The sequence below is a fragment of the Treponema sp. OMZ 788 genome (genome assembly GCF_024181245.1).
Taxonomy (GTDB): domain Bacteria; phylum Spirochaetota; class Spirochaetia; order Treponematales; family Treponemataceae; genus Treponema_B.
This window is the reverse complement of sequence record NZ_CP051199.1, coordinates 999,876-1,021,335: the sequence shown is the minus strand read 5'-3', so window position 1 is coordinate 1,021,335 and position 21,460 is coordinate 999,876. Positions and strand designations below refer to the sequence as shown.

The 21,460-nt window shown below is 38.9% G+C and carries 23 protein-coding genes; 7 read left to right on the top strand and 16 right to left on the bottom strand.

Annotated elements, in window-relative coordinates; genetic code table 11:
• Window positions 1-6: 6 nt before the first annotated feature.
• The 6 genes from E4O00_RS04890 to E4O00_RS04860 form a co-directional block, all read right to left on the bottom strand.
• Window positions 7-1,095, bottom strand: a complete 1,089-nt coding sequence (locus E4O00_RS04890; protein ID WP_253678875.1) for a Gfo/Idh/MocA family protein — start codon at window positions 1,093-1,095, stop codon at window positions 7-9.
• Complete coding sequence (locus E4O00_RS04885) at window positions 1,092-1,520, bottom strand: VanZ family protein (protein WP_253678874.1); 429 nt, start codon at window positions 1,518-1,520, stop codon at window positions 1,092-1,094. Before E4O00_RS04885 ends, E4O00_RS04890 begins: the two co-directional genes overlap by 4 nt.
• Window positions 1,521-1,522: 2 nt before the next feature.
• A complete protein-coding gene (locus E4O00_RS14035) occupies window positions 1,523-2,017 on the bottom strand; it encodes an acyltransferase (protein WP_305880174.1) in 495 nt (164 codons plus the stop codon).
• A gap of 86 nt (window positions 2,018-2,103) precedes the next feature.
• Entirely contained in the window at window positions 2,104-2,529 is a 426-nt protein-coding gene (locus E4O00_RS04870) for a hypothetical protein (RefSeq protein ID WP_253678873.1), read from the bottom strand.
• Window positions 2,517-2,825: a nucleotidyltransferase family protein gene (locus tag E4O00_RS04865; protein WP_253678872.1), complete on the bottom strand. Its 309-nt coding sequence runs from the start codon at window positions 2,823-2,825 to the stop codon at window positions 2,517-2,519. Before E4O00_RS04865 ends, E4O00_RS04870 begins: the two co-directional genes overlap by 13 nt.
• A gap of 417 nt (window positions 2,826-3,242) precedes the next feature.
• Window positions 3,243-3,413: a hypothetical protein gene (locus E4O00_RS04860; protein ID WP_253678871.1), complete on the bottom strand. Its 171-nt coding sequence runs from the start codon at window positions 3,411-3,413 to the stop codon at window positions 3,243-3,245.
• Window positions 3,414-3,595: 182 nt separating this feature from the next.
• Between E4O00_RS04860 and E4O00_RS04855 the strand changes: the two genes are divergently transcribed.
• A complete protein-coding gene (locus E4O00_RS04855; RefSeq protein ID WP_253678870.1) occupies window positions 3,596-3,835 on the top strand; it encodes a hypothetical protein in 240 nt (79 codons plus the stop codon).
• A gap of 22 nt (window positions 3,836-3,857) precedes the next feature.
• The gene (locus E4O00_RS04850) at window positions 3,858-4,523 is read left to right on the top strand and encodes a DUF8091 domain-containing protein (RefSeq protein ID WP_253678869.1); all 666 of its coding nucleotides are present in this window, start codon (window positions 3,858-3,860) and stop codon (window positions 4,521-4,523) included.
• 127 nt (window positions 4,524-4,650) lie between these two features.
• Here E4O00_RS04850 and E4O00_RS04845 read toward each other — a convergent pair whose 3' ends face one another.
• Together E4O00_RS04845 and E4O00_RS04840 are read right to left on the bottom strand one after the other, a co-directional pair.
• Window positions 4,651-5,388, bottom strand: coding sequence for a flagellar filament outer layer protein FlaA (locus E4O00_RS04845; RefSeq protein ID WP_253679648.1), 738 nt, complete (start codon window positions 5,386-5,388; stop codon window positions 4,651-4,653).
• A gap of 21 nt (window positions 5,389-5,409) precedes the next feature.
• Window positions 5,410-6,120: a flagellar filament outer layer protein FlaA gene (locus tag E4O00_RS04840; RefSeq protein ID WP_253678868.1), complete on the bottom strand. Its 711-nt coding sequence runs from the start codon at window positions 6,118-6,120 to the stop codon at window positions 5,410-5,412.
• Between the two features lie 205 nt (window positions 6,121-6,325).
• Between E4O00_RS04840 and E4O00_RS04835 the strand changes: the two genes are divergently transcribed.
• The 5 genes from E4O00_RS04835 (at window position 6,326) to E4O00_RS04815 (ending at window position 12,487) form a co-directional block, all read left to right on the top strand.
• Window positions 6,326-7,564 carry an HD domain-containing protein gene (locus E4O00_RS04835; RefSeq protein ID WP_253678867.1) on the top strand — a complete coding sequence of 413 codons (1,239 nt, stop codon included), beginning with the start codon at window positions 6,326-6,328 and terminating at the stop codon, window positions 7,562-7,564.
• A gap of 65 nt (window positions 7,565-7,629) precedes the next feature.
• Entirely contained in the window at window positions 7,630-8,331 is a 702-nt protein-coding gene (locus tag E4O00_RS04830) for a late competence development ComFB family protein (RefSeq protein ID WP_253678866.1), read from the top strand.
• On the top strand, window positions 8,331-9,146 hold the full coding sequence (gene purQ / locus E4O00_RS04825; RefSeq protein WP_253678865.1) for a phosphoribosylformylglycinamidine synthase I: 816 nt from the start codon (window positions 8,331-8,333) through the stop codon (window positions 9,144-9,146). The genes E4O00_RS04830 and purQ overlap by 1 nt, the downstream gene beginning before the upstream one ends.
• A 22-nt stretch (window positions 9,147-9,168) precedes the next feature.
• On the top strand, window positions 9,169-10,488 hold the full coding sequence (locus E4O00_RS04820; protein ID WP_253678864.1) for an SH3 domain-containing protein: 1,320 nt from the start codon (window positions 9,169-9,171) through the stop codon (window positions 10,486-10,488).
• Between the two features lie 4 nt (window positions 10,489-10,492).
• Window positions 10,493-12,487 carry an ABC-F family ATP-binding cassette domain-containing protein gene (locus E4O00_RS04815; RefSeq protein WP_253678863.1) on the top strand — a complete coding sequence of 665 codons (1,995 nt, stop codon included), beginning with the start codon at window positions 10,493-10,495 and terminating at the stop codon, window positions 12,485-12,487.
• 56 nt (window positions 12,488-12,543) lie between these two features.
• Here E4O00_RS04815 and E4O00_RS04810 read toward each other — a convergent pair whose 3' ends face one another.
• From E4O00_RS04810 to E4O00_RS04775, 8 genes are all read right to left on the bottom strand, one after another.
• A complete protein-coding gene (locus E4O00_RS04810) occupies window positions 12,544-13,821 on the bottom strand; it encodes an ATP-binding protein (RefSeq protein ID WP_253678862.1) in 1,278 nt (425 codons plus the stop codon).
• A 244-nt stretch (window positions 13,822-14,065) separates the two neighbouring features.
• Window positions 14,066-14,695, bottom strand: a complete 630-nt coding sequence (locus E4O00_RS04805) for a DedA family protein (protein ID WP_371922715.1) — start codon at window positions 14,693-14,695, stop codon at window positions 14,066-14,068.
• Window positions 14,696-14,705: 10 nt separating this feature from the next.
• A complete protein-coding gene (locus E4O00_RS04800; protein ID WP_253678860.1) occupies window positions 14,706-16,661 on the bottom strand; it encodes an NAD(+) synthase in 1,956 nt (651 codons plus the stop codon).
• On the bottom strand, window positions 16,654-17,670 hold the full coding sequence (gene lgt / locus E4O00_RS04795) for a prolipoprotein diacylglyceryl transferase (protein ID WP_253678859.1): 1,017 nt from the start codon (window positions 17,668-17,670) through the stop codon (window positions 16,654-16,656). The genes E4O00_RS04800 and lgt overlap by 8 nt, the downstream gene beginning before the upstream one ends.
• A gap of 11 nt (window positions 17,671-17,681) precedes the next feature.
• A complete protein-coding gene (locus tag E4O00_RS04790; RefSeq protein ID WP_371922720.1) occupies window positions 17,682-18,431 on the bottom strand; it encodes a FapA family protein in 750 nt (249 codons plus the stop codon).
• Window positions 18,432-18,516: 85 nt separating this feature from the next.
• Complete coding sequence (locus E4O00_RS04785; protein ID WP_253678858.1) at window positions 18,517-19,869, bottom strand: flagellar assembly protein A; 1,353 nt, start codon at window positions 19,867-19,869, stop codon at window positions 18,517-18,519.
• An 11-nt stretch (window positions 19,870-19,880) separates the two neighbouring features.
• On the bottom strand, window positions 19,881-21,023 hold the full coding sequence (locus E4O00_RS04780; protein WP_253678857.1) for a nucleotide-binding protein: 1,143 nt from the start codon (window positions 21,021-21,023) through the stop codon (window positions 19,881-19,883).
• Complete coding sequence (locus E4O00_RS04775) at window positions 21,014-21,412, bottom strand: hypothetical protein (RefSeq protein WP_371922714.1); 399 nt, start codon at window positions 21,410-21,412, stop codon at window positions 21,014-21,016. The genes E4O00_RS04780 and E4O00_RS04775 overlap by 10 nt, the downstream gene beginning before the upstream one ends.
• Between the last annotated feature and the right edge of the window lie 48 nt (window positions 21,413-21,460).

Here is a 21,460-nt window from a genome sequence, read left to right as displayed (position 1 = left end):
ACTTAACTAGAAAATCCCCTTCATTTCCATGGTAGAAAAATCGCAAGGAAGATTTACAGGCTGTCCGGTTTTTTGGGACTTATAAATTGCAAGAATTATTTCTAAGGCTTTTTTACCCTTTTCGCCTGAAACTAAAGGCTCTCTACCTTGTTCTATTGCATCAATAAAATCATTAAAAAGAGCTGTGTGGCCGAAGCCATATACTGTAGGCGGATCTTTTTCATCGGGGTTTAAAACCTGTTCCTCAGTGTCTCCCATCTTTTCGGCATCAGCAAATCTCCAAGTTTCCATCTTGTTTACGGCAAGGCCGCCGATTACTACCGATCCTTCCGTACCGAAAAGACTCAAGGTTTCATTTAAGTTTTTAGGGTAAACATCGGCAGTACCCTCTATTATTCCGACAGCACCTGAAGCAAATTCGACTATGGCACAGCCGAAGTCCTCAGCTTCAATAGGACGCATAAAACGCCTTGTTTGAGCCTGAACTCTTACGGCATCCTCTCCCATCATCCACTGCAAAAGATCAATACCATGAGTACACTGATTCATAAGAGTACCGCCGTCCTGTTCCCATGTTCCCCGCCAAGGAGCTTGAGCATAATAAGCCTCATTCCTGTTCCAGCGCACCTGAATCATACCGTGAAGAATCTTACCGAAGCGGCCCATTTCCAAGGCATCCCTTGTCTTTACTACAGGAGCGTTAAAACGGTTTTGAAAGCAGACCGCTAACTTTTTATTGTTTTTCTTAGCCGTATCTATCATTTCTTGAGCATCGGAGGTTGAAAGAGCCATGGGTTTTTCACAGATAACATGGGTACCGTTTTTAAGACAGTGAACAGCTATATCCTTATGTTTTCCGGATTCGGTTGCAATTGTTACTACATCCGGTTTACATTCTTTAAGCATCTCCTTGTAGTCCGCAAAAATTTTTACATCAGCATTTGGAATGGATTTTTTATATTCAAACCGCTTTTCTTCAGCACGTTCTAAGATAGGATCGCAGGCTGCAACGAATTCAACCCTATCCTTCATAGCAACAAAGGCTTCTATGTGTTTAAAACTAATTCGGCCGCAGCCGATTAAGGCAATTTTCATACATGATTCCTTTTTAAAGTAGATTTTTTTATCAGTAAAAGCTTTAACCCCACAGCTAAAAAAGCACCGACAGTATCGGCTAACAAGTCATAAAAGGAAGAACTTCGATTAGGAACAAAATACTGATGCACTTCATCGCTTATACCGTATAAGGCAGTAATACAGACAACAAGTAAAGCATATTTTTGCATATTATTTATCCATTTCTCGGCGGTAAACCAAAAAGTCAGGGTGAAAGCAAAGGAACCGAAAGCTATTATATGTAAAATCTTATCCAAGCCGAAAAAGGGCTTGGAAGGAGACGGCAATTTTGACTGTGAAGATAAGAAAAATATTAAAAAGGCACAAATTATAAAAGATAGACGCATAAAAGCATCAGTCCTACTCAATCTCTTAAAATAATCAAAAAACATATTCTTCGGCAAACTTATGACTTCTCCCCTTCTTTATTTACTTTTCCGTGTACCCTAGCAGGGTTACCATATACAAGGGAGTAAGGCGGCACATCCTTTGTAACTACAGAACCGGCACCTATGAGAGCATATTCACCGACAGTAACACCGCATACAATAGTGGCATTTGCCCCTATTGAAGCTCCTTTTTTTATAATAGTTTTCTTGTATTCGTGCTTACGCTCAACAAAGGCTCTGGGGTTTATAACATTTGTAAAAACACATGAAGGACCGCAAAAAACATCATCTTCTATGATGACATCATCATAAACGGAAACATTGTTTTGGATTTTGACTCCGTTACCTATAACAGCCCTTCCGCCTATGTTTACGTTCTGACCGATCGAGCATTTTTTTCCGACCTTGGCACCGCTCATTATATGAGTAAAATGCCAGACCTTTGTACCCTCGCCTATTTCGGCTCCCTCATCGACATAACTTGACTCATGAACAAAGTAATTTTTTTCCATAAATTAGAATTTCTTAACAAATCTGCTTTTAAAATCAACCTCTAATTAAATCTTCAGCCTTTTTTATAAGAGGCTGATACAAGGTTCTAAAACGATCCCATGAAAAAAAAAAGCAGGTTAATAGCATCAACAACATCATCTTCCCGTTCGGGATACTCGTGAGCAAGATTATTACGAATAGCCCTAAAAAACTGCCAATCATTTACAGAAGATAATAAGCCTAATTTTTCAAGTCTATTAAGCACATCGATAAATGGGATAACTCTATCATCGTTTTCCAATACACTATATAGGGAAGGAATTAACCTTAAACCTATGCAATCCTGCAATTTTGCAAACCTATACAAAAACTGATCTAAAACCGCAATCGCCTCATCATCAAAAGAATTTATACTATTTTCAGTAAGAGGAAAAGAAGGTGTTAAAATTTCTAAGGCTTTTAAAATTCTTGCTTCGTGTTTTTCACATTCGTCTTTAGCAGAAATAAGCTTTAATCTTTCTACTTCTCCCATAAAACAATACCATCCCTATAGGCATTTTTCACAACCGGCCTTTTATCCCTTACTCCGCATGAAGTTATAAGATCAATTTTACGTTCTCCAAGTTTTGTTTGCATTTCGGCTAAGGCATTAATCTTTTCAATAAAAGCCGAAGTCATATCGGATGGTGTTTCAACTAGGAGGTCTATATCTCCGCCTTTTTTATCGTTATCAACACGGGAACCGAAAAGAATTATCTTAAACACTTCAGAAAAATTCTTACAAATGGCATTTATTATAATATCCTTAGAGCGTTCATCTAAACGCATAAAAACCCCATACCGTTTATTTAATTTACCTCTACAGACAGCCTGGAAGGATTTTGCATATAAAAAAAGCTATTTTTTTTCAAAAGAGCATAGAAAACCCTTGCTTTGTTATAATTTTTATAAAAAAGCTCACTTAAACCAAATGACCGGCCGCCTGCAAAAGATCGCCGAAACAGATTCCAATGCCGGAGAAACCTTAATATTCATATGATAATACAATAAAAAATAAAGATTTTCAATAGGTTATACAAATAAAATGAAAATCACCTAACATTAATCCGAACCATAGGCAGTTTTATGCAGCTCTATTATTTTTCTGTGTAAAAAATGATCTACGGTGTCTTTTTCAGCCATACCCAAGTGCCCGCCCTGTCTCCGGATGTAGGAACAGCGTAGGTATCTTTTTCGGTATAAAACTCATATAACTTTTAAGACTGTTTTTTCAGAGCAGACAATTTCGGCAGGCTGCATTATGTCCATGGCAAAAACGCAGTCATAAATCGCCGTCATCGTCAAAGTTTCTTTTAACTGATCCAAAATAATCACTCCTGCAAGCCTTCCGTCATCTACTTTGACAAGCCTTTCCATGAAACATGACATCTCCAATAGATAAAGAAGCGATTAAATCTTCTTCGGTAAAATCAAGACCGTATTCTCCGGATTATTAACAACAGCCCTATTATTATACCGATAACAACGTTATCTTAAAGACAAAAAACAAAATTTTTAATCAAATTGACAAGCTGGTAAAAAGAGTGTAAACTCCTCCCATGACCCTATATGAATATTATATGATTTACCCTAACGGAGAAAAACAAGAAATAGGCGGCCCCATATCCATAGGAGCCTTTTTGGACATCAACGGAAACGAGCTGCCTCAGAGACTTCCTACAAACAAGATGATAGTTTATCAGGTACAAAGTAAACGCACCATAGAAAACCGAGGAATAGTCCAAATTATTTATACTGTAGAACAGCTAGATTCCGAAGAACTTTTAGACTATGTTTAAATACTGAAATCAATTTTTATAAATGATAAATACATATAACGAAAGCGATTTACATAAAAGCCTAAAAGAGCACTTTTGCCCAAAAAACGGAAAAACGGAGCAGCCGCTTTTAGGAAGCATCTGCGATATTCTTTGCGATACGGGAAAGGTAATAGAAATACAAACTTCAAATTTAAGTTCCCTAAGAGTGAAGTTAGAAAAATTTTTACCTAAACACAAGGTTTTGATAATCTACCCTATAGCTTTAACTTCGTATATACAAGTTTTAAATGATGACGGTTCAATACGGCACAGGAGAAAAAGCCCTAAACACGGATCTTTTTTTCAAATATTTAAGGAACTTTCAGGCCTTTATCATTTGATAGACAATAAAAACTTAAGCTTTAAACTTGTATATATAAGCTCCGAGATTATAAAAATAGACAAGGAAGTAAAAAAGCGGAATCCCCTTAGGCCCGGAGTTATAAATAAAAAGCTCATCGAAATACACAGCTCCGAAGACTACAAAAACATGAAGGCTATATGCAAAAAAGTTTTAGATCTTATTCCGGAAGAATTTACAAATCAAGATATAAAAAATATCGGAGCAAAAGGCTATGCTTCATATACGAGCTGGTTTTTAAGCAAGGCAGAACTTATAAGCTCTGAGGGTAAAAAAGGCCGATTTAAACTTTACAAGAAGATTTAGTCAGTACTTATTTAAATTAAATAATTTGTTAAAGCATAAAAAAGGTTAAAAACATCAAACCTGAGTTTTTAACCTTTTTTAAGAAAAAAATAAATTTTGAAAGCTAAAACAACTTCAAAAGTAATTTTTACCAGTTGTCGGACATATCGTCCTTATCTCTCATATCAACTTCATACAAGTCGCTTACAACTCTCAAATCATCAAAGTAGATGTAGTAATGACCATAAGCTTCTTCAGGATCGCATTCAACACGGAAACCTACAATCTTAAGTCCCATGCTTGTTCCATAGTGATAATCTTTCTGGATAATACCTGTTTTTCCGGCAGAGTTCTGCGGAGGAATAGCAACAGTCATAAGTTTCCAGCCTGAGTGGTTTAGCTTACCTACATAGAGTTCAAACTTTTTACCCCAAAAATCTTCTACAATGAGTTTAATTGTATGGGGATAACTTCGTCCTACAACCCAGAAACTGGCTGTTTTAGCTATACCTTCAACAGGGAGAGCCTTTGTTGCATGAACCTCAAAGGAGTTATAACCGCGCCGATAAAAAGAAACCTTTACACCAAGAACCTTTTCATCTGCAAGCTCAAGACCTTCCTCTGCAGGAATGGGCTTTTTATTCAAAGGATTACCGTTAAAAAGCCTGGAGCGGATTACCCCCTCATCAGCCGACATCTTTGCAAACCAAGTACCTTCGCTTTCAAACTTTTCGATAGAAACTTCTTTAATTCTCTGCTCGGCAGAATCAATACCGATTTTATTAGGATCAGCGGCATCTACCGTAGAAAAGTCGTTATTTTGCTGTGCAAAAGAAAATGTCACAAAACCGACCAAAAACAAAAATATAGCAATACTCTTTTTCATCATCTAACCTCCACACCGAAACTATTCGGTTTTTTCACCTTCAAAAGATAGATCTGCCAATTCATAGCCGTCATAAGAATCGGCATAGACATCGGTTAAGGCCTTAAATTCATCAAAGAATATCTTAAATGAGTCTACTCTCTCAAAGGGAGCTGTTCTTATTCTAAACGCTACAAAAGTCATCTTGTTCTTATTTCCAAGGTATCTGGATGCCTGCGGAATGCTCGTAGGAACAGTTACATGCATATTTTTCCAGCCCTTAAAATTAACATAGCCTAGGGGCAATGTATGAGTTCTTCCTTCGCAGTCGCGTACAATGATTTCCAAGTTATAGTAATATCCTGCACCCCAAACCCACATATCCAATCTTTGAACATTTCCTTTAAATACCGGCTCAAAGGGTTTTCCGTCTTTTGAAGGAACAATATCAACCCAGTTGTCGCCCTTTCGGTTAAACTTAAATTCTATACCGATAAATTTAGCATTTTCCTTATCATCATTCATTACTTTTACGGCATGAGGCATTCCTTCCTTATATTGAATCTTAGGATAACCCTCAGTAATAAATTTACTTCCAACAGGCTGATAAGACCACCCCTGACCGTCAGGGTTGTCAAATGTATCGACCATATAAGTTTGATAATTAATCGAACCTTGCTGCGCCGTTAAAGGTGCAAATGCGAACAACAACATCAAAGTAATGCCCGCAAAAACTAAACCGCCATGTTTCATGTATAACTCCTTTTGTTTCGTTTCAAACTCTGTGTTGTATTATATTGTAAAAAACATTATTTGTCAAACAAAAAACAATATTTTCTGCAAAATAAGTACACATAGTGAGTATCGGCAAATTCAATCCGTTTCTACAGGGGTTTTCAAATATAAAATCCCTGTTGTCGACATTATATCAAATTTATGTTATAATATCAATTGCCTTATGACCGAATTAAATGATTTTTCAAAGCCTATTCGAGATCCGATATGGAAACACATATGGATGAATGATGAATTATATGCTCTGACAAAGACGGCTTCGTTTATGCGTCTGTACAATATAAAGCAGCTGGGCCCTACGGAGCTTGTCTATCCGGGGGCAAGTCATACACGGGCAGGCCACAGCATAGGTGTTTACAATATTGCCCTAAAAATGCTCAATCTTTTGTTAAAAAAAGGAGCTGACAGCTGGGTTTCAAAACAGGGAGCCATGTCGTTTTTAGCGGCAGCCCTCCTCCATGACCTTGGGCATTTTCCTTTTACTCACTCCCTTAAAGAATTAAGATTAAAAGAACATGAAGATTTGACGGGTGAGCTTATTTTAAAGGAACCTCTGAGTTCTGCGGTAGCCAGAACAGGGGCAAATACTGAGCAGACAGCAGCAATTATTACCGGTAATGAAAAAAACGATACCGAAACCGTTTTTTTTCAAAAACTCTTATCGGGAGTTCTGGATCCGGACAAGCTCGACTATCTTAACAGGGATGCTTTTTATTGCGGAGTGCCTTACGGCATTCAGGACACCGATTTTATTCTTTCACAGCTCATTCCGGACAAAAAAAACGGAATAAAGATAGAATCTAAAGCTATCTTAAGTGTTGAAAGTATCTTGTTTTCAAAATATCTTATGTATAAGTCGGTTTATTGGCACAAGGATGTTAGGATAGCAACAGCCATGATGAAAAAGGCGATATTTACCGGAATCGAAAAGGGAAGAATCTATCCCGAGGACCTATATCATCAAGATGATGAAGGAATTTTCCGGCTGTTGGAAAAGGCTGACTACCCTGAAAAAAAGCCTGCCGAAGACCTGCGGCTCGGAAAGATCTATCATATAATAGCAGAGAAAGACTTTGAAAGCGGTAACCAAAAGCATATTGACTTAGAAGATCTGAATAAACGCCTAATGGCGGAAGAGGCTTTGGCCGAATATTTTTCGAACCAAACAAAAAGCAGAATAGGCAGTGAAGACATTATTATAGATATACCCGAGAGAATTTCTTTTGAATCGGACTTATTTATAGAAGATGAACAAAAGGTATTCAGCGAAAGCTCTACAGTTTTTTCAAAAGAATTTATCAAAACTCTTGTTCCTTCTTTAAGAAAAATAAGGGTAGCTGTTTCGGATAAAATTTATAAAAAAAGCATAAATCTTAATCAAACAATCTTGCCGATTTTTTAAATATCGGATAGAATAAAATGTCTATGTTGACAATATGAAGAGCAATTAACCTAAGGAGAGTATTTATGATCATTCATAATGTTATGGAAGACTTGGTATACACCGAAGTCAACAAACTATTTGATGAAGCTGAAGAAAAAAAAGAAAGCTGGCTTACATGCAGTTGTATGCAATGCAGAGTCGACACCATGTGCTATGTACTCAATCGGGTTAAACCCCGCTACATTAAATCTGGCAGGGGCCTCGCTCACTTTTTGAAATTCGAAAAAAACGAAAAAATTCAGATTATGGCAGATATTACAAGTTTAGTGATTGAAGGTATGCAAAGAGTTCTTTCTACCAAAAGACCCCATGACCATGATCCGGTAATCGAAGTTGAAAATTCTCCGGTTTTTAATTTTCCTGCAATAACAGGTAATGTTTTAAACGGCAGTAACTTTAAACCGATGGAGGATGCTGTTGTCAGCCTTAAAATGAACGGAGAAATTGTACCTCAGATGAGTATTCTTTGGGATAATCCTTATAAAATATCTGATAAGACCCCAGGAGCTTACACATTTTGCCCCAGACCAATACCGGCAGAAAAAGAAGGCGATGTTCAAAAATTCATTTTTGTACTTAGGGCCGAAAAAGAAGGCTTTGACCCGACAAATTTTTCATTCGATATTGAGCTAACTGCAGATGCTAACACTAAGTCCCCCTTGGACAGTTCAAACTTTTATAACATTAAAAATTTGTTCTTATGCGAACACAGTGAGGAAGAATAATGATGAAACCTAAAGCCCTAGTATTACATGCAACAGGTACCAATAGGGACGGGGATGCGGCCAGAGCCTTAGAGCTTGCAGGTGCTGAACCCGAAATTGTACATATAAACAAGCTAAAAGCCAAAGAAAAAAACTGGAAGGATTATTCGATTCTTGTAATTCCCGGCGGCTTTTCTTATGCAGATGCCCTTGGTGCCGGTAAACTCTTTGCCCTCGATTTAAGCAACTACTTTTTTGATGAGGTAAGCGAATTTGTATCGGCAGGAAAGCCTGTTATAGGCATTTGTAACGGTTTTCAGGTTTTGGTAAAGTCCGGAATCCTTCCCGGAAAAGAAAAAGACGGAAAGGTTATTTTGGATAAGGACGGATATAAAAATAGGCAGGCCACCCTGACCCACAATAAACAGGGAAGATTCGAATGCCGCTTTACAACTATGATTCCTCAAAAATCAAGCTGTATCTGGACAAAGGACCTGAAAGGCAATATACACTGCCCAATAGCCCACGGCGAAGGACGCTTTTTGACAGATTATCAAAAAACTCTCGATGACTTATTCGAAAAAGGGCAGGTTGCCTTGGTTTACGGAGGAAAGGATGCAGCAAAAGGCATACCCGCAAACGGAGAGTATCCCTTTAATCCTAACGGGTCTCTTGCAGATATAGCCGGAATATGCAATGCACGAGGAAATGTGTTAGGCCTCATGCCTCATCCCGAAAATAATGTGGTTATAAGAGAAAGGGATTCGGAAGAAGAAAAGGAACGCACAAGACTCTGCCTGGATATGTGGAAGGCCGGAGTCAACTACGTTCTATAAAAAATTTTCTTGAGGTATTTGCATGAATAATTCTTTTCAAAACAGGAAACTGCTCATTTTTATTGCAGCAATCCTTATATTATCGTCTGTTTTTTTTAGCTCGTGTTCCAAAACGCTAGGCTACGGTGTAGTAAACTGGTCGATTCCCGAATATAATCTTACCGCAGGGGATATAATACCGGTTTATGTAAAATCCAATATCGAAAAGGTTTATATTGTCGGCCTAAACGAAAAAACGGCATTAAGGGTTGAAATTCCCCTATGGCAGCTTACCTTTTTTGAATCAAAAAAAGATGCGGGTAAATTTCAGGCAAAGCTAATCGAACATAAACACTCTTATGCAAGGGTTAAGCTGGACGGTCTCCCGATGCGCTCAAACCCGGACAATACTTCAAATCAGGTTTACCGCCTAAAACTAGGACAGCTTGTAAAAATTCTTTGGTTTGGAGAAGGGGTTCCCGTTTTAAAGGGCGGAAAACCCATGGACGGTCAATGGTATGAGGTTCTGACCGAGGATGGAGTAAGGGGCTGGTGCTTTTCATATAATCTAAACATCTATGATGAAAGAAAAATCGACTCACCGGAAACAACAAATTTAGCACAAGAGTCAGATACGGAACTTGAGGCCGTTCTAAATGAATTTTGGTATCCCGAACATTACCGAAAAATGATAAATAACAGGCAGGTTGACCTAGATAAGATAAGCCTTACATGGGGCTTTTTCCCGGGTTTACGCTCAGGTATTGCAAGAGTAGAACTTGAAAACACAAGGCTTTCTTTCCCATATACGAAGGTTATAAAAATCGGAAACAAGTATCTCTTTGAAGGATCTAACCTTTCAATGCAGATAAGGGGTAAGGATATTATTACCCTAGAATTTTCAGATAAGAGCGGTAAACACAGACTGGAAAACTTTATCACTTTAAATGCAACAACTGAGGATATAATCAATAATGAGATAAAAAGAAGAGAAACCCTAATAGAAAAGATAGCCAAAACTTCATCCGAATTTACATCGGAAAATTTCGGTTCTTTGAAGATTCTTCCTGACGGTCAATTTATTTGGAGCGGATATAACCTACTCTCCCCCTCCATTATACCTTCCGGAGCAGGCTCTTCCGGGAGGGTAAGTTTAAAATATTTTTTGGATAAAAAACTTTTATCCGACTATCAGGGAGCTTTAAGTTTTAGATTCGAAAAAACGGCCGAGCCGGTTGTCTTTATGTACAGTATTTCGTCCAAGGGACTCCGCCTTGAAGCAGTAGAGTCTTCAAGTATACAGGATAATCTTGTAACACGCCGAAGTCTAGATCCGGTAATTCTGTTCTTTGCAGCAAACTAAAGCCATGCCGTTTATACAGCTTTCAAAGATTTCCCTTGCCTTTGGGGACAGAGACATTTTAAAAGATATTACCCTAATTTTAACGGCCGGAACAAAGGCTGCCCTTACGGGAGCAAACGGCTGCGGCAAGTCTACCCTGATGAAGATTGTTGCAGGTCAAATAAAAGCCGACTCAGGGGAGATAGCCTCGGAAAAAGATACATCAATAGCCTACTTACCTCAGTCGGGGATAGTCCACAAGGGAAAAACCTTGGCAGAAGAAGCCGAAACAGCCTTTGCTTACGGCTATGATATTATCAAGGCCATGGATGAGACGGGCGAAAGGATGAAAACCGAAAAGGACGAGCAAAAACTCCTCGCCTTGGCAAACGATTATCATGCCTTGCAGACAAGGCTTGAAAATTCGGGCTGGAATGCAAAAAAAGGCCTTATTGACGAAACCTTGCGCGGCTTGGGCTTTTCTTCTTCCGATTTTAATAAGAACACGGAAGAATTTTCAGGCGGTTGGCAAATGCGCATAGCCTTAGCAAAGGTTCTTTTACAAAATGCCGACATAATTGTTCTTGACGAGCCTACGAACTACCTAGATATTGAAGCCCGCTCTTGGCTTGAGCTTTGGCTTAAAAAATTTAAGGGAGGCTTTTTACTTGTAAGCCATGACCGCTACTTTTTGGATCAAACCGTAAACGAAACTTACGAACTTTTTAAGGGAAACCTAAAAAAATATAAGGGAACTTACAGCGATTATGAAAGAATAAGGACTGTTGAAGTTGAGGGGCTTATAAAGGCCTATGAGCAGCAGCAGGAAGAAATTGCCAAAACAGAAGACTTTATCCGAAAATTCAGGTATACCGAAAGCCGGGCAGCCTTGGTTCAGGACAGAATAAGACGGCTCGAAAAAATGGAAAGGATTGAGCTTCCCGAACACCTAAAAAAAATCCGCTTCAGCTTTCCTCCGGCCCCTCATTCGGGTAAAATTGTCTTACAGGCAGAAGGAATAAGCAGGGCCTACAGTACGGCATCCGGTACTCACAGGGTAATAGAAAATTTGGATTTAACCGTCGAAAAAGGAGAACGCCTTGTTTTGGCCGGAAAAAACGGAGCAGGAAAGTCAACCCTCTTGCGTATTCTTGCAGGAGAAGATAAAAACTTTACAGGCAGCTTAAAAGAAGGAGCCGGGGTTAGAATGGGTTATTTTTCTCAAGACGAATCGGAGACCATTACGGGAAGCGAAAGCATCATAGACCTCCTCGAACGCTCGGCCCCTACCGAACTTGTTCCTAAACTTTACGATATGCTCGCAGCCTTCTTATTCAGGGGGGACGATATTTATAAAAGCCTTTCGGTACTATCGGGAGGAGAAAAATCTAGGCTTGCCCTCCTCCTTCTTCTTTTAAAGCCCTTGAATCTTTTAATCTTGGACGAGCCCACAAACCACTTGGATTTACACTCCAAAGATGTGCTCTTAGATGCCCTAAAACGCTTTGACGGAACCGTAATCTTTGTATCTCACGACAAGGGCTTTATACAAGACCTTGCAACAAGGGTCTTGGAGCTCAAAGCCGATGAAGAGGGATTACAGCCTTCAAGGGTAAGAAACTTTCCGGGAACATACGATTATTATCTTTACCGGCTTGAACAAGAAAAAGCCGATGACGATTCCAAAACTTCCGTAAATGTAACAAAACCTCAAACAGCAGCTAAGCCGATAAACTCGTCCCAGCCGCAAAAATCGGCCGCACTTTCCTATGAGGAGCAAAAAAAACTCCGATCGGAAAGAAGAAAATTAGAAAAAGAAGAAGAGCGGCTCTTAAACGAAATAGAAAAATGCGAAGTGGAAATAGCCGAAAATGAAGCCCTCCTAGCCGAACCCGAAGTCTACTCCAACGGCGAAAAAAGCAGGGCTGTGCAGAACAAAATAGAAGAGCTTAAGGCAAGAGCTGAAGAGCTTTCGGAAAGCTGGGCGGAAGCAGCCTCTAAATTGGAAAACGCTCTTTAAAAGATAAAAAAACTTAACCGTTTCTTAAAAAGAGGGGTTAGCACTGTAAGGCACCTTTACCACTTTAACGAAGTTATCGGGATTACAAGAACTCCGTCTTTACGGCAGTACGCAGCATTTGCCAAGCCGCATATAACACCCATAACTTTCGGATAATTTGCATCCTCGGCTTTTAAACTATCCCTTATATTAATCAAATTTGCGGCAGCCTCATCTATTTGATTTGCTCCAAGCTTAATTTCAAATGCAGCCCAAGAGCCGTCCTGCATTTCGATGACCGCATCGATCTCCCTATTTTTATAATCCTGATAATGATATACTGTAGCATCAAAGGTATCGGCATACACCTTTAGGTCTCGTTCACACAAGGCCTCAAACAAAAAGCCCAATGTAGCCAAGTCGGATAAAAGAGTTTTTTCTCCGGCTCCCAAAAGAGCACAAGCCAAAGACGGATCTGCGAGGTGCCTTTTTTCCATCTGTTTAATACGAACGGACGACCTCATATTATGAGAAAAAGGCCTTTGATTATCGGTTAAAAAGAGCCGGTCAAAGATATTAAGATAGGTTGCAGTAGTTTCTATATCTATATTCTCGTAATCGGCGGAGTTAATATCGTTTTTGAGTGTACGGTTTGATGCCGTACTGCTTTCATTTCGGGCAAGGGATTTAAGGAGAAGCTTCATTTTTGAGGTATCTCGTTTTATACCGTCAATTCTAAACACATCATCTTCTAAAACTGCATGGAGGTATTCTGCAGCCGTTTTTGATGAGCTTTTAGCACTACTGCCTATATTTGCCGGCCAGCCGCCCCTGATTATAAGATTTATAATATCAAGTAAATCGGTTTCTTTTATCGGGGAAAAACAAGGTTTCCCCTCACAAACCTCTTTTAGCGAAACCTCTCCCGTAGAATCCTTTGACTCATACAAGGACATAGGTCTCATCCTCAATCGGCCTATCCGCCCGGCACCGCTGTGTAAAATCCCCTTGTGATTGGGAGTTGCAGAACCCGTAAGAATAAATTGCCCTTTTTTGTTCCTCTTATCCACTTCAAAACGTACCGCATCCCACAAAAGAGGAACATCCTGCCATTCATCAATAAGTCGCGGTGTTTTTCCTTCAAGTACAATATCGGGACTCATTTCAGCCATCTTTCTGTTTTGAAAAGCACCCTGCGGTGAACCCAGGTAGAACGAGCTTTTACTGTGATAGGCTGAAGACCACGTCTTACCGCACCATTTAGGCCCTTCTATACAGACGGCACCAAAAAGAGTCAAATATAAATCTATTTTGTCATCCACAGCACGTGGGATATAATTTTGAACCTTCATCATATAAAATTCCCTACGAATAAATTATATACCAATCCGACATATTTTGCAATACTAATACGATAGATTTTATAATAATAACCATATATATTTTTAAATATAAATCATACATATTTTATAATATTAACCAGATAAATTTTAAAATACTAATCCTATATATTTAGGAATATCAATCATATAAATTTTGAATATACATAATCTAAAATTGTCATAGAGAAAAATAGAGGGGAAAATTAAAAAAAATAGCTTATTTCTGTTTTTTGTCTTGATCGAGTTTTTTGTCGGCGAATTGAAAGAGCTTTCCGGAGCTGACAAGATAGGCACCGGCAGCCAAGAAAAGAATAAACATTACGATTCCGAATATCTTCATAAAATCGCCGCCCTTACTGCCGAAAAAGTAAACGAGGCTGTATAATACGGTAATATTACATATTGCAGCAATTAAATCATAAAAGAAAAATTTATAGAACGGATATTTTACAAAGCCGCTGGTCATGGATACGGCATTCCTTACTCCGAAGGGGATAAAACGGCAAATTATAAAGGTAAAAACACCGTGCCTTTGAAGGGCCTTTAAGAGACGGTATGTGTTTTCCTTTGTTATAATCTTTGAAAAAAGACCCATCGATATGGAACCCTTAGAAATTAGCCTCCCCCAGCCGTATACCATACAATCACTAACAACAGCACCAATATAAAGAGCCGATAAAAAATGAGGAATAGAGGCTTTTTCGCCTTGAGAAAGGATAGCCGACATTGCAACAAGAACATCTTCAGAAATAGGTATATTAAATCCGCCAAGAAGTAAGCCTAAAAAAACCACCAAGGGAAAATAAGTTATATAGTTACCTATCCAGTTCAAAAATGCCGTCAACATAGGCTGTACTTTACATTATTTTAAGCAAAAATTCAAGCTCTGTCAGCCATATTTTTGCCGATATTTCGGACGGCATAAGCCAACTCCCACGCGGTGAAAGAGAAAAACCGGTAACGGAAGCCCCTTCGGGACTGCATGATCTTTTAAACTGCTGCGAGAAAAACCTCTTATAAAACATATTCAGCCATTTTAAAATTTCGGCCTCGGAATATGTTCCATCCTTAAAGGCTTCAAGGGCAAGAAAATAAACCTTTTTAGGAGAAAAACCGTTCCCTATTGCATGATAAATAAAAAAATCGTGAAGTTCATAGGGGCCTATTATATCCTCGGTTTTCTGAGCAATTTCTCCGTTTTTAGGCGGAAGAAGCTCAGGGCTTACAGGCGTATTTATTATATTGGATAGAAGCTCAACAAATGCGGTATTTTTCTTTTCATCTTCAAAGAAAATCTTATTTTCGGCGAAGGCAAGTATACAGTCTTTTAGCAGGGTCTTTGGAATTGCAGAGTTGACCTCGTACATCGACATTTGGTCGCCTCCGTAGGTCATCCATCCCAGAGCAGCTTCAGACAGATCTCCTGAGCCGACCATAATTCCGCCGATTTGGTTTGCCTTATCCATCAAAATTTGAGTTCTTTCACGGGCTTGGGCATTTTCATAAGCAATATCGTGATTACCTATATTCTGCCCTATATCCGAAAAATGCTGAACCATAGCCTTTTCTATAGGAATTTCCAAAAGAGTACAGCCTAAAATTTCTGCCAGTGCCGAAGCATTGTTTTTTGTTTTTTTGGTTGTGCCGAAACCCGGCATGGTAACGGCATAGATGTTTTTAAAATCAATGTTTAAAAGTTTAAGTGCATAGGCAGATGCAAGAAGGGCCAAAGAGGAATCCAAGCCGCCTGAAATACCTACAACGCATTTTGAACAGCCTATAAACTGAAGCCTGCGTGCAAGGGCTGAACCTTGGAAAAAAATAAGCTCCGAAAAGAAGTTATTATATATAAAATTTTTATGAACGGCATCGCAGTCAGGTAAAAAAGGATTTTTTTGTACATGATAATTTAAGTTTTTTTTAGTATTCGAACTTTCTTGTTCTATTAAAATTTCCCAACCGGAATCAGTCTTTTTTGAAAACTTTGAATTCAATTTTTGCATTTTCAAAATTTCAACATCGATGTCTGAATACAAATATGGCGATTCTTTTGAACATTGAATAAACTTTAGTTCTTTTCCGTTTTCAAATATACCGCACTCTCCTGCAAAAATATAATCCGAAACAGACTCCCCCATTCCGCAGTTTGCAAAGGCAAGGGCCGATTTTTGTGCAGATGAAACGGCCTTATAGCCTTGCCTGATAGCAGAAGCACCAAGAGGTTTTGAAGGTTCAGCAAGAGGGGATAAAATAAGATCTGCAGAATAAGAAACATCAAACGAAAACGAAAAACCCTTACCTGGATTATAATAAGCCTCATTGTTTACAATAAATTTAAAATCTTTTCCAAAAGGAATATTCTCTCCGCAGAGAGAAATCAGGCAGGGCTCATCTTCCAAATCGTAAAAATGCGGACCTAGAAATTCCGAAGGAAGATGCGGAACAAGGGCTATGAGTTTTCCGCTCCCGATTACTGCCGAGCAAGAATAAAGTATATTTTTATATAAAAAAGGAAGACCTACAACGGACAAGACGGCAAATTGCTTAGTCTTTTCGGCTATAATTCTTACTGCATCAAAGGCTTTTTCAATTACAAGAGACTGTTTAAAAACGGAACCTAATGAGGCCCCAGTAATTGAAAGCTGCGGAAAAAGAATCAGGTTTACACCATCTTTATCGGCTTTTTTTATTTCTTGAAGATGAATACTTAAATTTTCATCTATGTCCGCAAGAGAAATTTTAGGCGAAGAAACCGCAATACGGTAAAAACCAAGATCTTCAATACAAAAGATAGAAGCTTTTTTTTTATCCATCTTTTTTCCTTTTTTTCTCTTTGGAATTTTTGTCCCGCAAATACAGAAGGAGCATCGCAGCAAGAGAACCCAAAATCATCAAGCTGCATAGTATCTGCCCTGTAGATATATTTTTCCAAGATTCGTAAACATAAATATTTGCAGCCCCATCTCCAAACGATATTGGATAGCCCTTGTTGGCATCCGGCTGGCGGAAATATTCGATAAAAAATCTAAAAAAGCCGTAGCCCAATGTATAAACACAAACAAGAAAACCGTCAAAGGGCTTTTTTTTGCGGATAATCCACAAGATAAGCCAAAGTACAATTCCTTCAAAAAATGCTTCATAGAGCTGGCTTGGATGGCGTGGCAGATTTATCATTGAAGCCCCCTCTTGCACAGCAATACCGGCTTGTTCCGCAAAATTCCTTACCCAGCCTTCGGCCAAATAAAACCGGTCCGAAATAGGAGCTTGAGGAAAAATCATGCCTATCTTGCTCGTAGTTATGCGGCCGTAAAGCTCTCCGTTTGCAAAATTGCCAAGACGGCCGAATGTGTAACCTAGAGGAATTGAAACAGCCATAATATCTGCAACTGCCGCAAATTTAAATTTATATTTTTTTGTCCAAAGAACGGTTCCTAAAAAACCGCCTATAAAACCGCCATGATACGACATACCTTGAAGACCTACAAAGACCAGCTTTCCGGCTCCATCCCTTGCAAATGGCCAAAAAATCAACCAAGGGGCTTTTAGATAGGTTTCAGGATTGTAGACCAGTGTTCCGAAAATCCTGGCACCCAAAATTAGTCCAAAGATTCCCCAGATAAAAAGATCGGCAATGTCATCTTGTGTCATAGCCTTTTGACAACCGGAATATCTTTCAAATTCACCTTGTTTTACCTGATAAGAAAATAAAAAATAGGCAATTCCAAAGGCAACAAGATACATAAGACCGTACCATCTCAAAAAAGGCAGTCCCGGAATAATTTCGGGATGAAGCCACGAAGGATATTGTATAGCTAAAAGCATCGTCAAACCCCTTATTGTTCTAATTCAACTTCTTTAATAGGCGAACATATTATTTGTCCGGTTTTTTCATCGAACTCAAAAAATACATTATGATGAGTTTCCATAACTTCAAAATAACGGCCGTGACTTTCAAGCACAACCCCCGGATAAGCCGAACCTGTAACTGTTATTTTTGAAGGAATGTGAAATTCAAAATTTTCTTTTAGATTAAATATGCGGACTGTAAGAGCACTGTTTCTTTTTAAGAGCTTAACCTTTTTTTGACGCAGAGCATCAATATTCGAAGGATTTTTTTGTAACTCTTTTTCGATTCTTGCAAGCTCGGCATTATTATCTTCTATTTCTTTTTCTCGTACCTCGATTTCGTCCTTTATTAAATAATCCTGTCCGAACGAGATAATTGTCCTTATTGTTTTTTCGGCACCCAAGTCATGTACCGCAACTCCCTTTGCAGCATGAATGCTTCCGCCTAGCAAGACACCTGGACTTCCGGTCAAATGTACCGTACCGTTTGTTTTGACCAAGCACTTAAAACAGTAAGAGGATATGCTTATATCTCCGCCTGAAAAAACTCTGGCATTTTCTGCATATTGGAGATTGGTCTGATTCTTAGCCCAAACAGTTCCCCTGCCCTTTCCGTTTATACCTCCGTTTAAGGTAAGGGAATCCTCCGAATAGATGAGGGCCTTTTCTACAGTGCCGGTAATTGTCAATTTTCCCTTTGATTTTACCTTTACATCATCTTTAATATCGCCGGTAATAATCAGGTTACCTGGAAAACTTATATCGCCGAATTTGGTGTCTATATCGCTTTGAATAGTTTTAAGCGAAGATATTGAAAGAGCATTATTGAATAAAGAAAGCTCGCCTGACTCTGCAGCAAAAAAATTTGATAATATGCTTTTCTTCGGTAACCTTTATAGTTTCGTCATTGGCCGGAAGATCTGTGGGTTCGGCACTTTTTGGATCAATGGGTTCGCCAAAAACATTTTTGCCCTTTTCTCCCTTAGGTAAAAGGCGGGCTGTCAAGATGAGAGCATCTTTTTCAACAGTTGCGATACTTAGATCCTCACTAAAATTTACAGCCCATTCAAGTTTATATGATTCGGGTGCAATGGGAGGCGTTCCGCTCAATATTACAAACTCGCACTCATCGTTTGCCTTTCGTGCAGAATCTATAATTTCGTTTATCCTTGCTTCCGAAATAGAATCTAAAAGATTAACCTCGTTTAATGCCGTTTTTACGCCGATAACCGAAAGTCTCTCACCGGCACCTAAGCCTGACTGCAAAATAAGAGAGGCTTCCATTTTATCGCGGCTTATTACGGCCCTTACCTTAGCATCCCTGTATGGAACTATACGGATTTTCAAACCGCGTTCCGTATTTGCAATTAAGAGAAGACCGGTAACTCCCGCACGCAGCTCGGAATGGTTTTGTACTATGTTTCGTAAATCCAAGAAAAAAGGATCATTGCCGGGAAGGCCGGGAATTGTTTGACCGTATACATCTACACCGGCTTCTCCCAAGCCTGCATCTTCAACCTCGTAAAGCAAATCACCCTTTGTTACAACTGTAAGAGTTTCAGCCTCGGAAAGCGGGTAGTCTTGGTCGGTTGTAGGATTTTCAACATTTGCAGTGCGTAAATCGGGCCTTTTTAAACGGTCTGCCAAACGCTGCACCTCATGGTCGGGAATCTGCTCAAAATGGGTAATAAGTTTTTTGTCCGGGCCCCTTTTAGGAGGAGCTCCTTCAGCAATCAGCATGGAAAATTCCATCTCGGAAGAATTTATAAAATTACTTAACCCTTCTTTTACTTTTGCATTATCTATATTTGCAATATTACTTCTTTGCAGAAGCCTGCTGATTGTAGACATATCGACTTCGTTAGCAGAGTCGGCAGCTTTTCTTACATAGAGGTAGGCCTCAGTTTTATCGGTGTTTGCCGTAATTCTAGCATCAAAGTTCGGATCAAGTTCCAAAGCCAACGGAACCGGTTCTATACCTGACCCAGTATGTTTTTTTAAATAGTCTTCAATAGTTTTTTTGCTTACAAGGGATGCACTTTTGATGCCGTTTCTTTTTGCCTCAAGATAAATAGCATCGGCTGAAGGACAATTTTTGGTATCAAGCAAAGAGCCGAATGTTAAAAACCATTTTCCGCTGTTATTTTTCTTTAATGTCCACGACTTATTTTCCATATACTTTTTTCCTATACTTTAAAGCCCTGCTTAAGAGCCTTTGCTATTTTTGTTTTTAACAATAAATTTTCATTCCTAAGAACATTTATCTCAAACTGCTGAGATTTTATAATTTCACTCATTTCACCCGACGATAAGACCTCCCCTCCGATCAAATCGTCCAAATATTCCATCTTTGACTTAAAATCGGTTTCAGCCTCGGCTTCTGCCGACATAAAAGAATAATCGGAAAATTCCTGAAATTCTTCTACCGTATAATTTTCGGCTTCATATTGAATAAGTTTATCGGCTATGCGGTAGATAGCCTGAGATATCATAGATTGAGGTTTATACCTGATTACGGGAAGTCTTGAAGAAAGAGCCTTATCCTGCACGGCATCCGTGTATATTACCCCGAGATGTTCAAGGTCAATATTCAAATATTGCTTTGCAGAGCGGCGTATCTTCATGGCCTTTTCCGCATCCTTGGGATCATCCATCATGTTCATTATAATGCGGGGCTTAAAGTGAGAAAATTTGCTTAAAAACTTTTTTGTATTGTCAGGGTCAATAGTCATTAGCTCTTGGGTTATTGTCGGAATATAAAGACGCTGCATTCCCGGAACATCATTTTTTAGTTTTTCAAAAAACATTCCGCCCTTCGACTTAGCAGGAAATGATGAACACATCATCCTGAACACTATATTCTTTAAAAAAACATAGGCATCAAGGGTTGAAGTTACTGATGGAGAAGTTATGATAATTCCTTTGGGCGAAAGTAAAAAAAAGTCGAGAATACCCAGATGCGTTCCGGCCCCTAAGTCCAATACCAAAAAATCGGCCTCAAGTTTTAACAATTCTTTTACCAAAGAGTTGCGCTGATATATTTTTAAGGCTGCAAATCCGGGAATTTCGGAATCGCCGGGGATGAACCTTACATTTTCATACTCTGTTTCGATTATTATATCTTTAAATTCGGCAGCTTTCGTTAAAAAAGTACCTATGCCGTTTCTTCGTCCTTGGATACCTAAAACTAAGTGGAGGTTTGAAGCTCCCAAATCAAGATCGGCCAGTACAACCTTCTTACCGGCCTGTCCCAAAGCAATTGCAAGATTTGCAGCTATAAGGCTCTTACCGACACCGCCCTTTCCGCTGGCTATAGGAATTATTTGCATAAAGACCTCTCCCTTTTTAAGCATAAAACTAATATTACAGTATCAATATACAAAAACAATCTTGTTATCCGAGTCTGTAAAATAAACATATCGGCAGTCCAGTCCGTTATACTTACAAAACGGGCTGTTTTTATCAAAAAAAACCATGCCGCAATGATGGATAAAAATTTAATGACGGCAATCATCCTTAAAAGCCGATGAAAATATTTTTCTTGCTGTAATAATAAAAAGAAAAATACAGCCGGTATACATAAAAAAACAAAGGCAGCCCAGTCAACAATACTTAAGGGCCAAGGCTGAGCCTTTTCTATATAAGTAAACAAGAGAACTCTAACTATTTCTATCGCCAATGCTAATATATAAAGTATATAAGGCAAAATGCGTCTCATACTTACAGTTTACGTATGTAAAGCCTTGCGGTCAAGAGGGATAGAGGG

Coding starts and splice junctions, on each gene's coding strand:
- E4O00_RS04890 (WP_253678875.1), bottom strand. CDS start 1,095: ATGAAAATTGCCTTAATCGGCTGCGGCCGAATTAGTTTTAAACACATA.
- E4O00_RS14035 (WP_305880174.1), bottom strand. CDS start 2,017: ATGGAAAAAAATTACTTTGTTCATGAGTCAAGTTATGTCGATGAGGGA.
- E4O00_RS04870 (WP_253678873.1), bottom strand. CDS start 2,529: ATGGGAGAAGTAGAAAGATTAAAGCTTATTTCTGCTAAAGACGAATGT.
- E4O00_RS04865 (WP_253678872.1), bottom strand. CDS start 2,825: ATGCGTTTAGATGAACGCTCTAAGGATATTATAATAAATGCCATTTGT.
- E4O00_RS04860 (WP_253678871.1), bottom strand. CDS start 3,413: ATGGAAAGGCTTGTCAAAGTAGATGACGGAAGGCTTGCAGGAGTGATT.
- E4O00_RS04855 (WP_253678870.1), top strand. CDS start 3,596: ATGACCCTATATGAATATTATATGATTTACCCTAACGGAGAAAAACAA.
- E4O00_RS04850 (WP_253678869.1), top strand. CDS start 3,858: ATGATAAATACATATAACGAAAGCGATTTACATAAAAGCCTAAAAGAG.
- E4O00_RS04845 (WP_253679648.1), bottom strand. CDS start 5,388: ATGAAAAAGAGTATTGCTATATTTTTGTTTTTGGTCGGTTTTGTGACA.
- E4O00_RS04840 (WP_253678868.1), bottom strand. CDS start 6,120: ATGAAACATGGCGGTTTAGTTTTTGCGGGCATTACTTTGATGTTGTTG.
- E4O00_RS04835 (WP_253678867.1), top strand. CDS start 6,326: ATGACCGAATTAAATGATTTTTCAAAGCCTATTCGAGATCCGATATGG.
- E4O00_RS04830 (WP_253678866.1), top strand. CDS start 7,630: ATGATCATTCATAATGTTATGGAAGACTTGGTATACACCGAAGTCAAC.
- purQ (WP_253678865.1), top strand. CDS start 8,331: ATGATGAAACCTAAAGCCCTAGTATTACATGCAACAGGTACCAATAGG.
- E4O00_RS04820 (WP_253678864.1), top strand. CDS start 9,169: ATGAATAATTCTTTTCAAAACAGGAAACTGCTCATTTTTATTGCAGCA.
- E4O00_RS04815 (WP_253678863.1), top strand. CDS start 10,493: ATGCCGTTTATACAGCTTTCAAAGATTTCCCTTGCCTTTGGGGACAGA.
- E4O00_RS04810 (WP_253678862.1), bottom strand. CDS start 13,821: ATGATGAAGGTTCAAAATTATATCCCACGTGCTGTGGATGACAAAATA.
- E4O00_RS04805 (WP_371922715.1), bottom strand. CDS start 14,695: ATGTTGACGGCATTTTTGAACTGGATAGGTAACTATATAACTTATTTT.
- E4O00_RS04800 (WP_253678860.1), bottom strand. CDS start 16,661: ATGGATAAAAAAAAAGCTTCTATCTTTTGTATTGAAGATCTTGGTTTT.
- lgt (WP_253678859.1), bottom strand. CDS start 17,670: ATGCTTTTAGCTATACAATATCCTTCGTGGCTTCATCCCGAAATTATT.
- E4O00_RS04785 (WP_253678858.1), bottom strand. CDS start 19,869: ATGGAAAATAAGTCGTGGACATTAAAGAAAAATAACAGCGGAAAATGG.
- E4O00_RS04780 (WP_253678857.1), bottom strand. CDS start 21,023: ATGCAAATAATTCCTATAGCCAGCGGAAAGGGCGGTGTCGGTAAGAGC.
- E4O00_RS04775 (WP_371922714.1), bottom strand. CDS start 21,412: ATGAGACGCATTTTGCCTTATATACTTTATATATTAGCATTGGCGATA.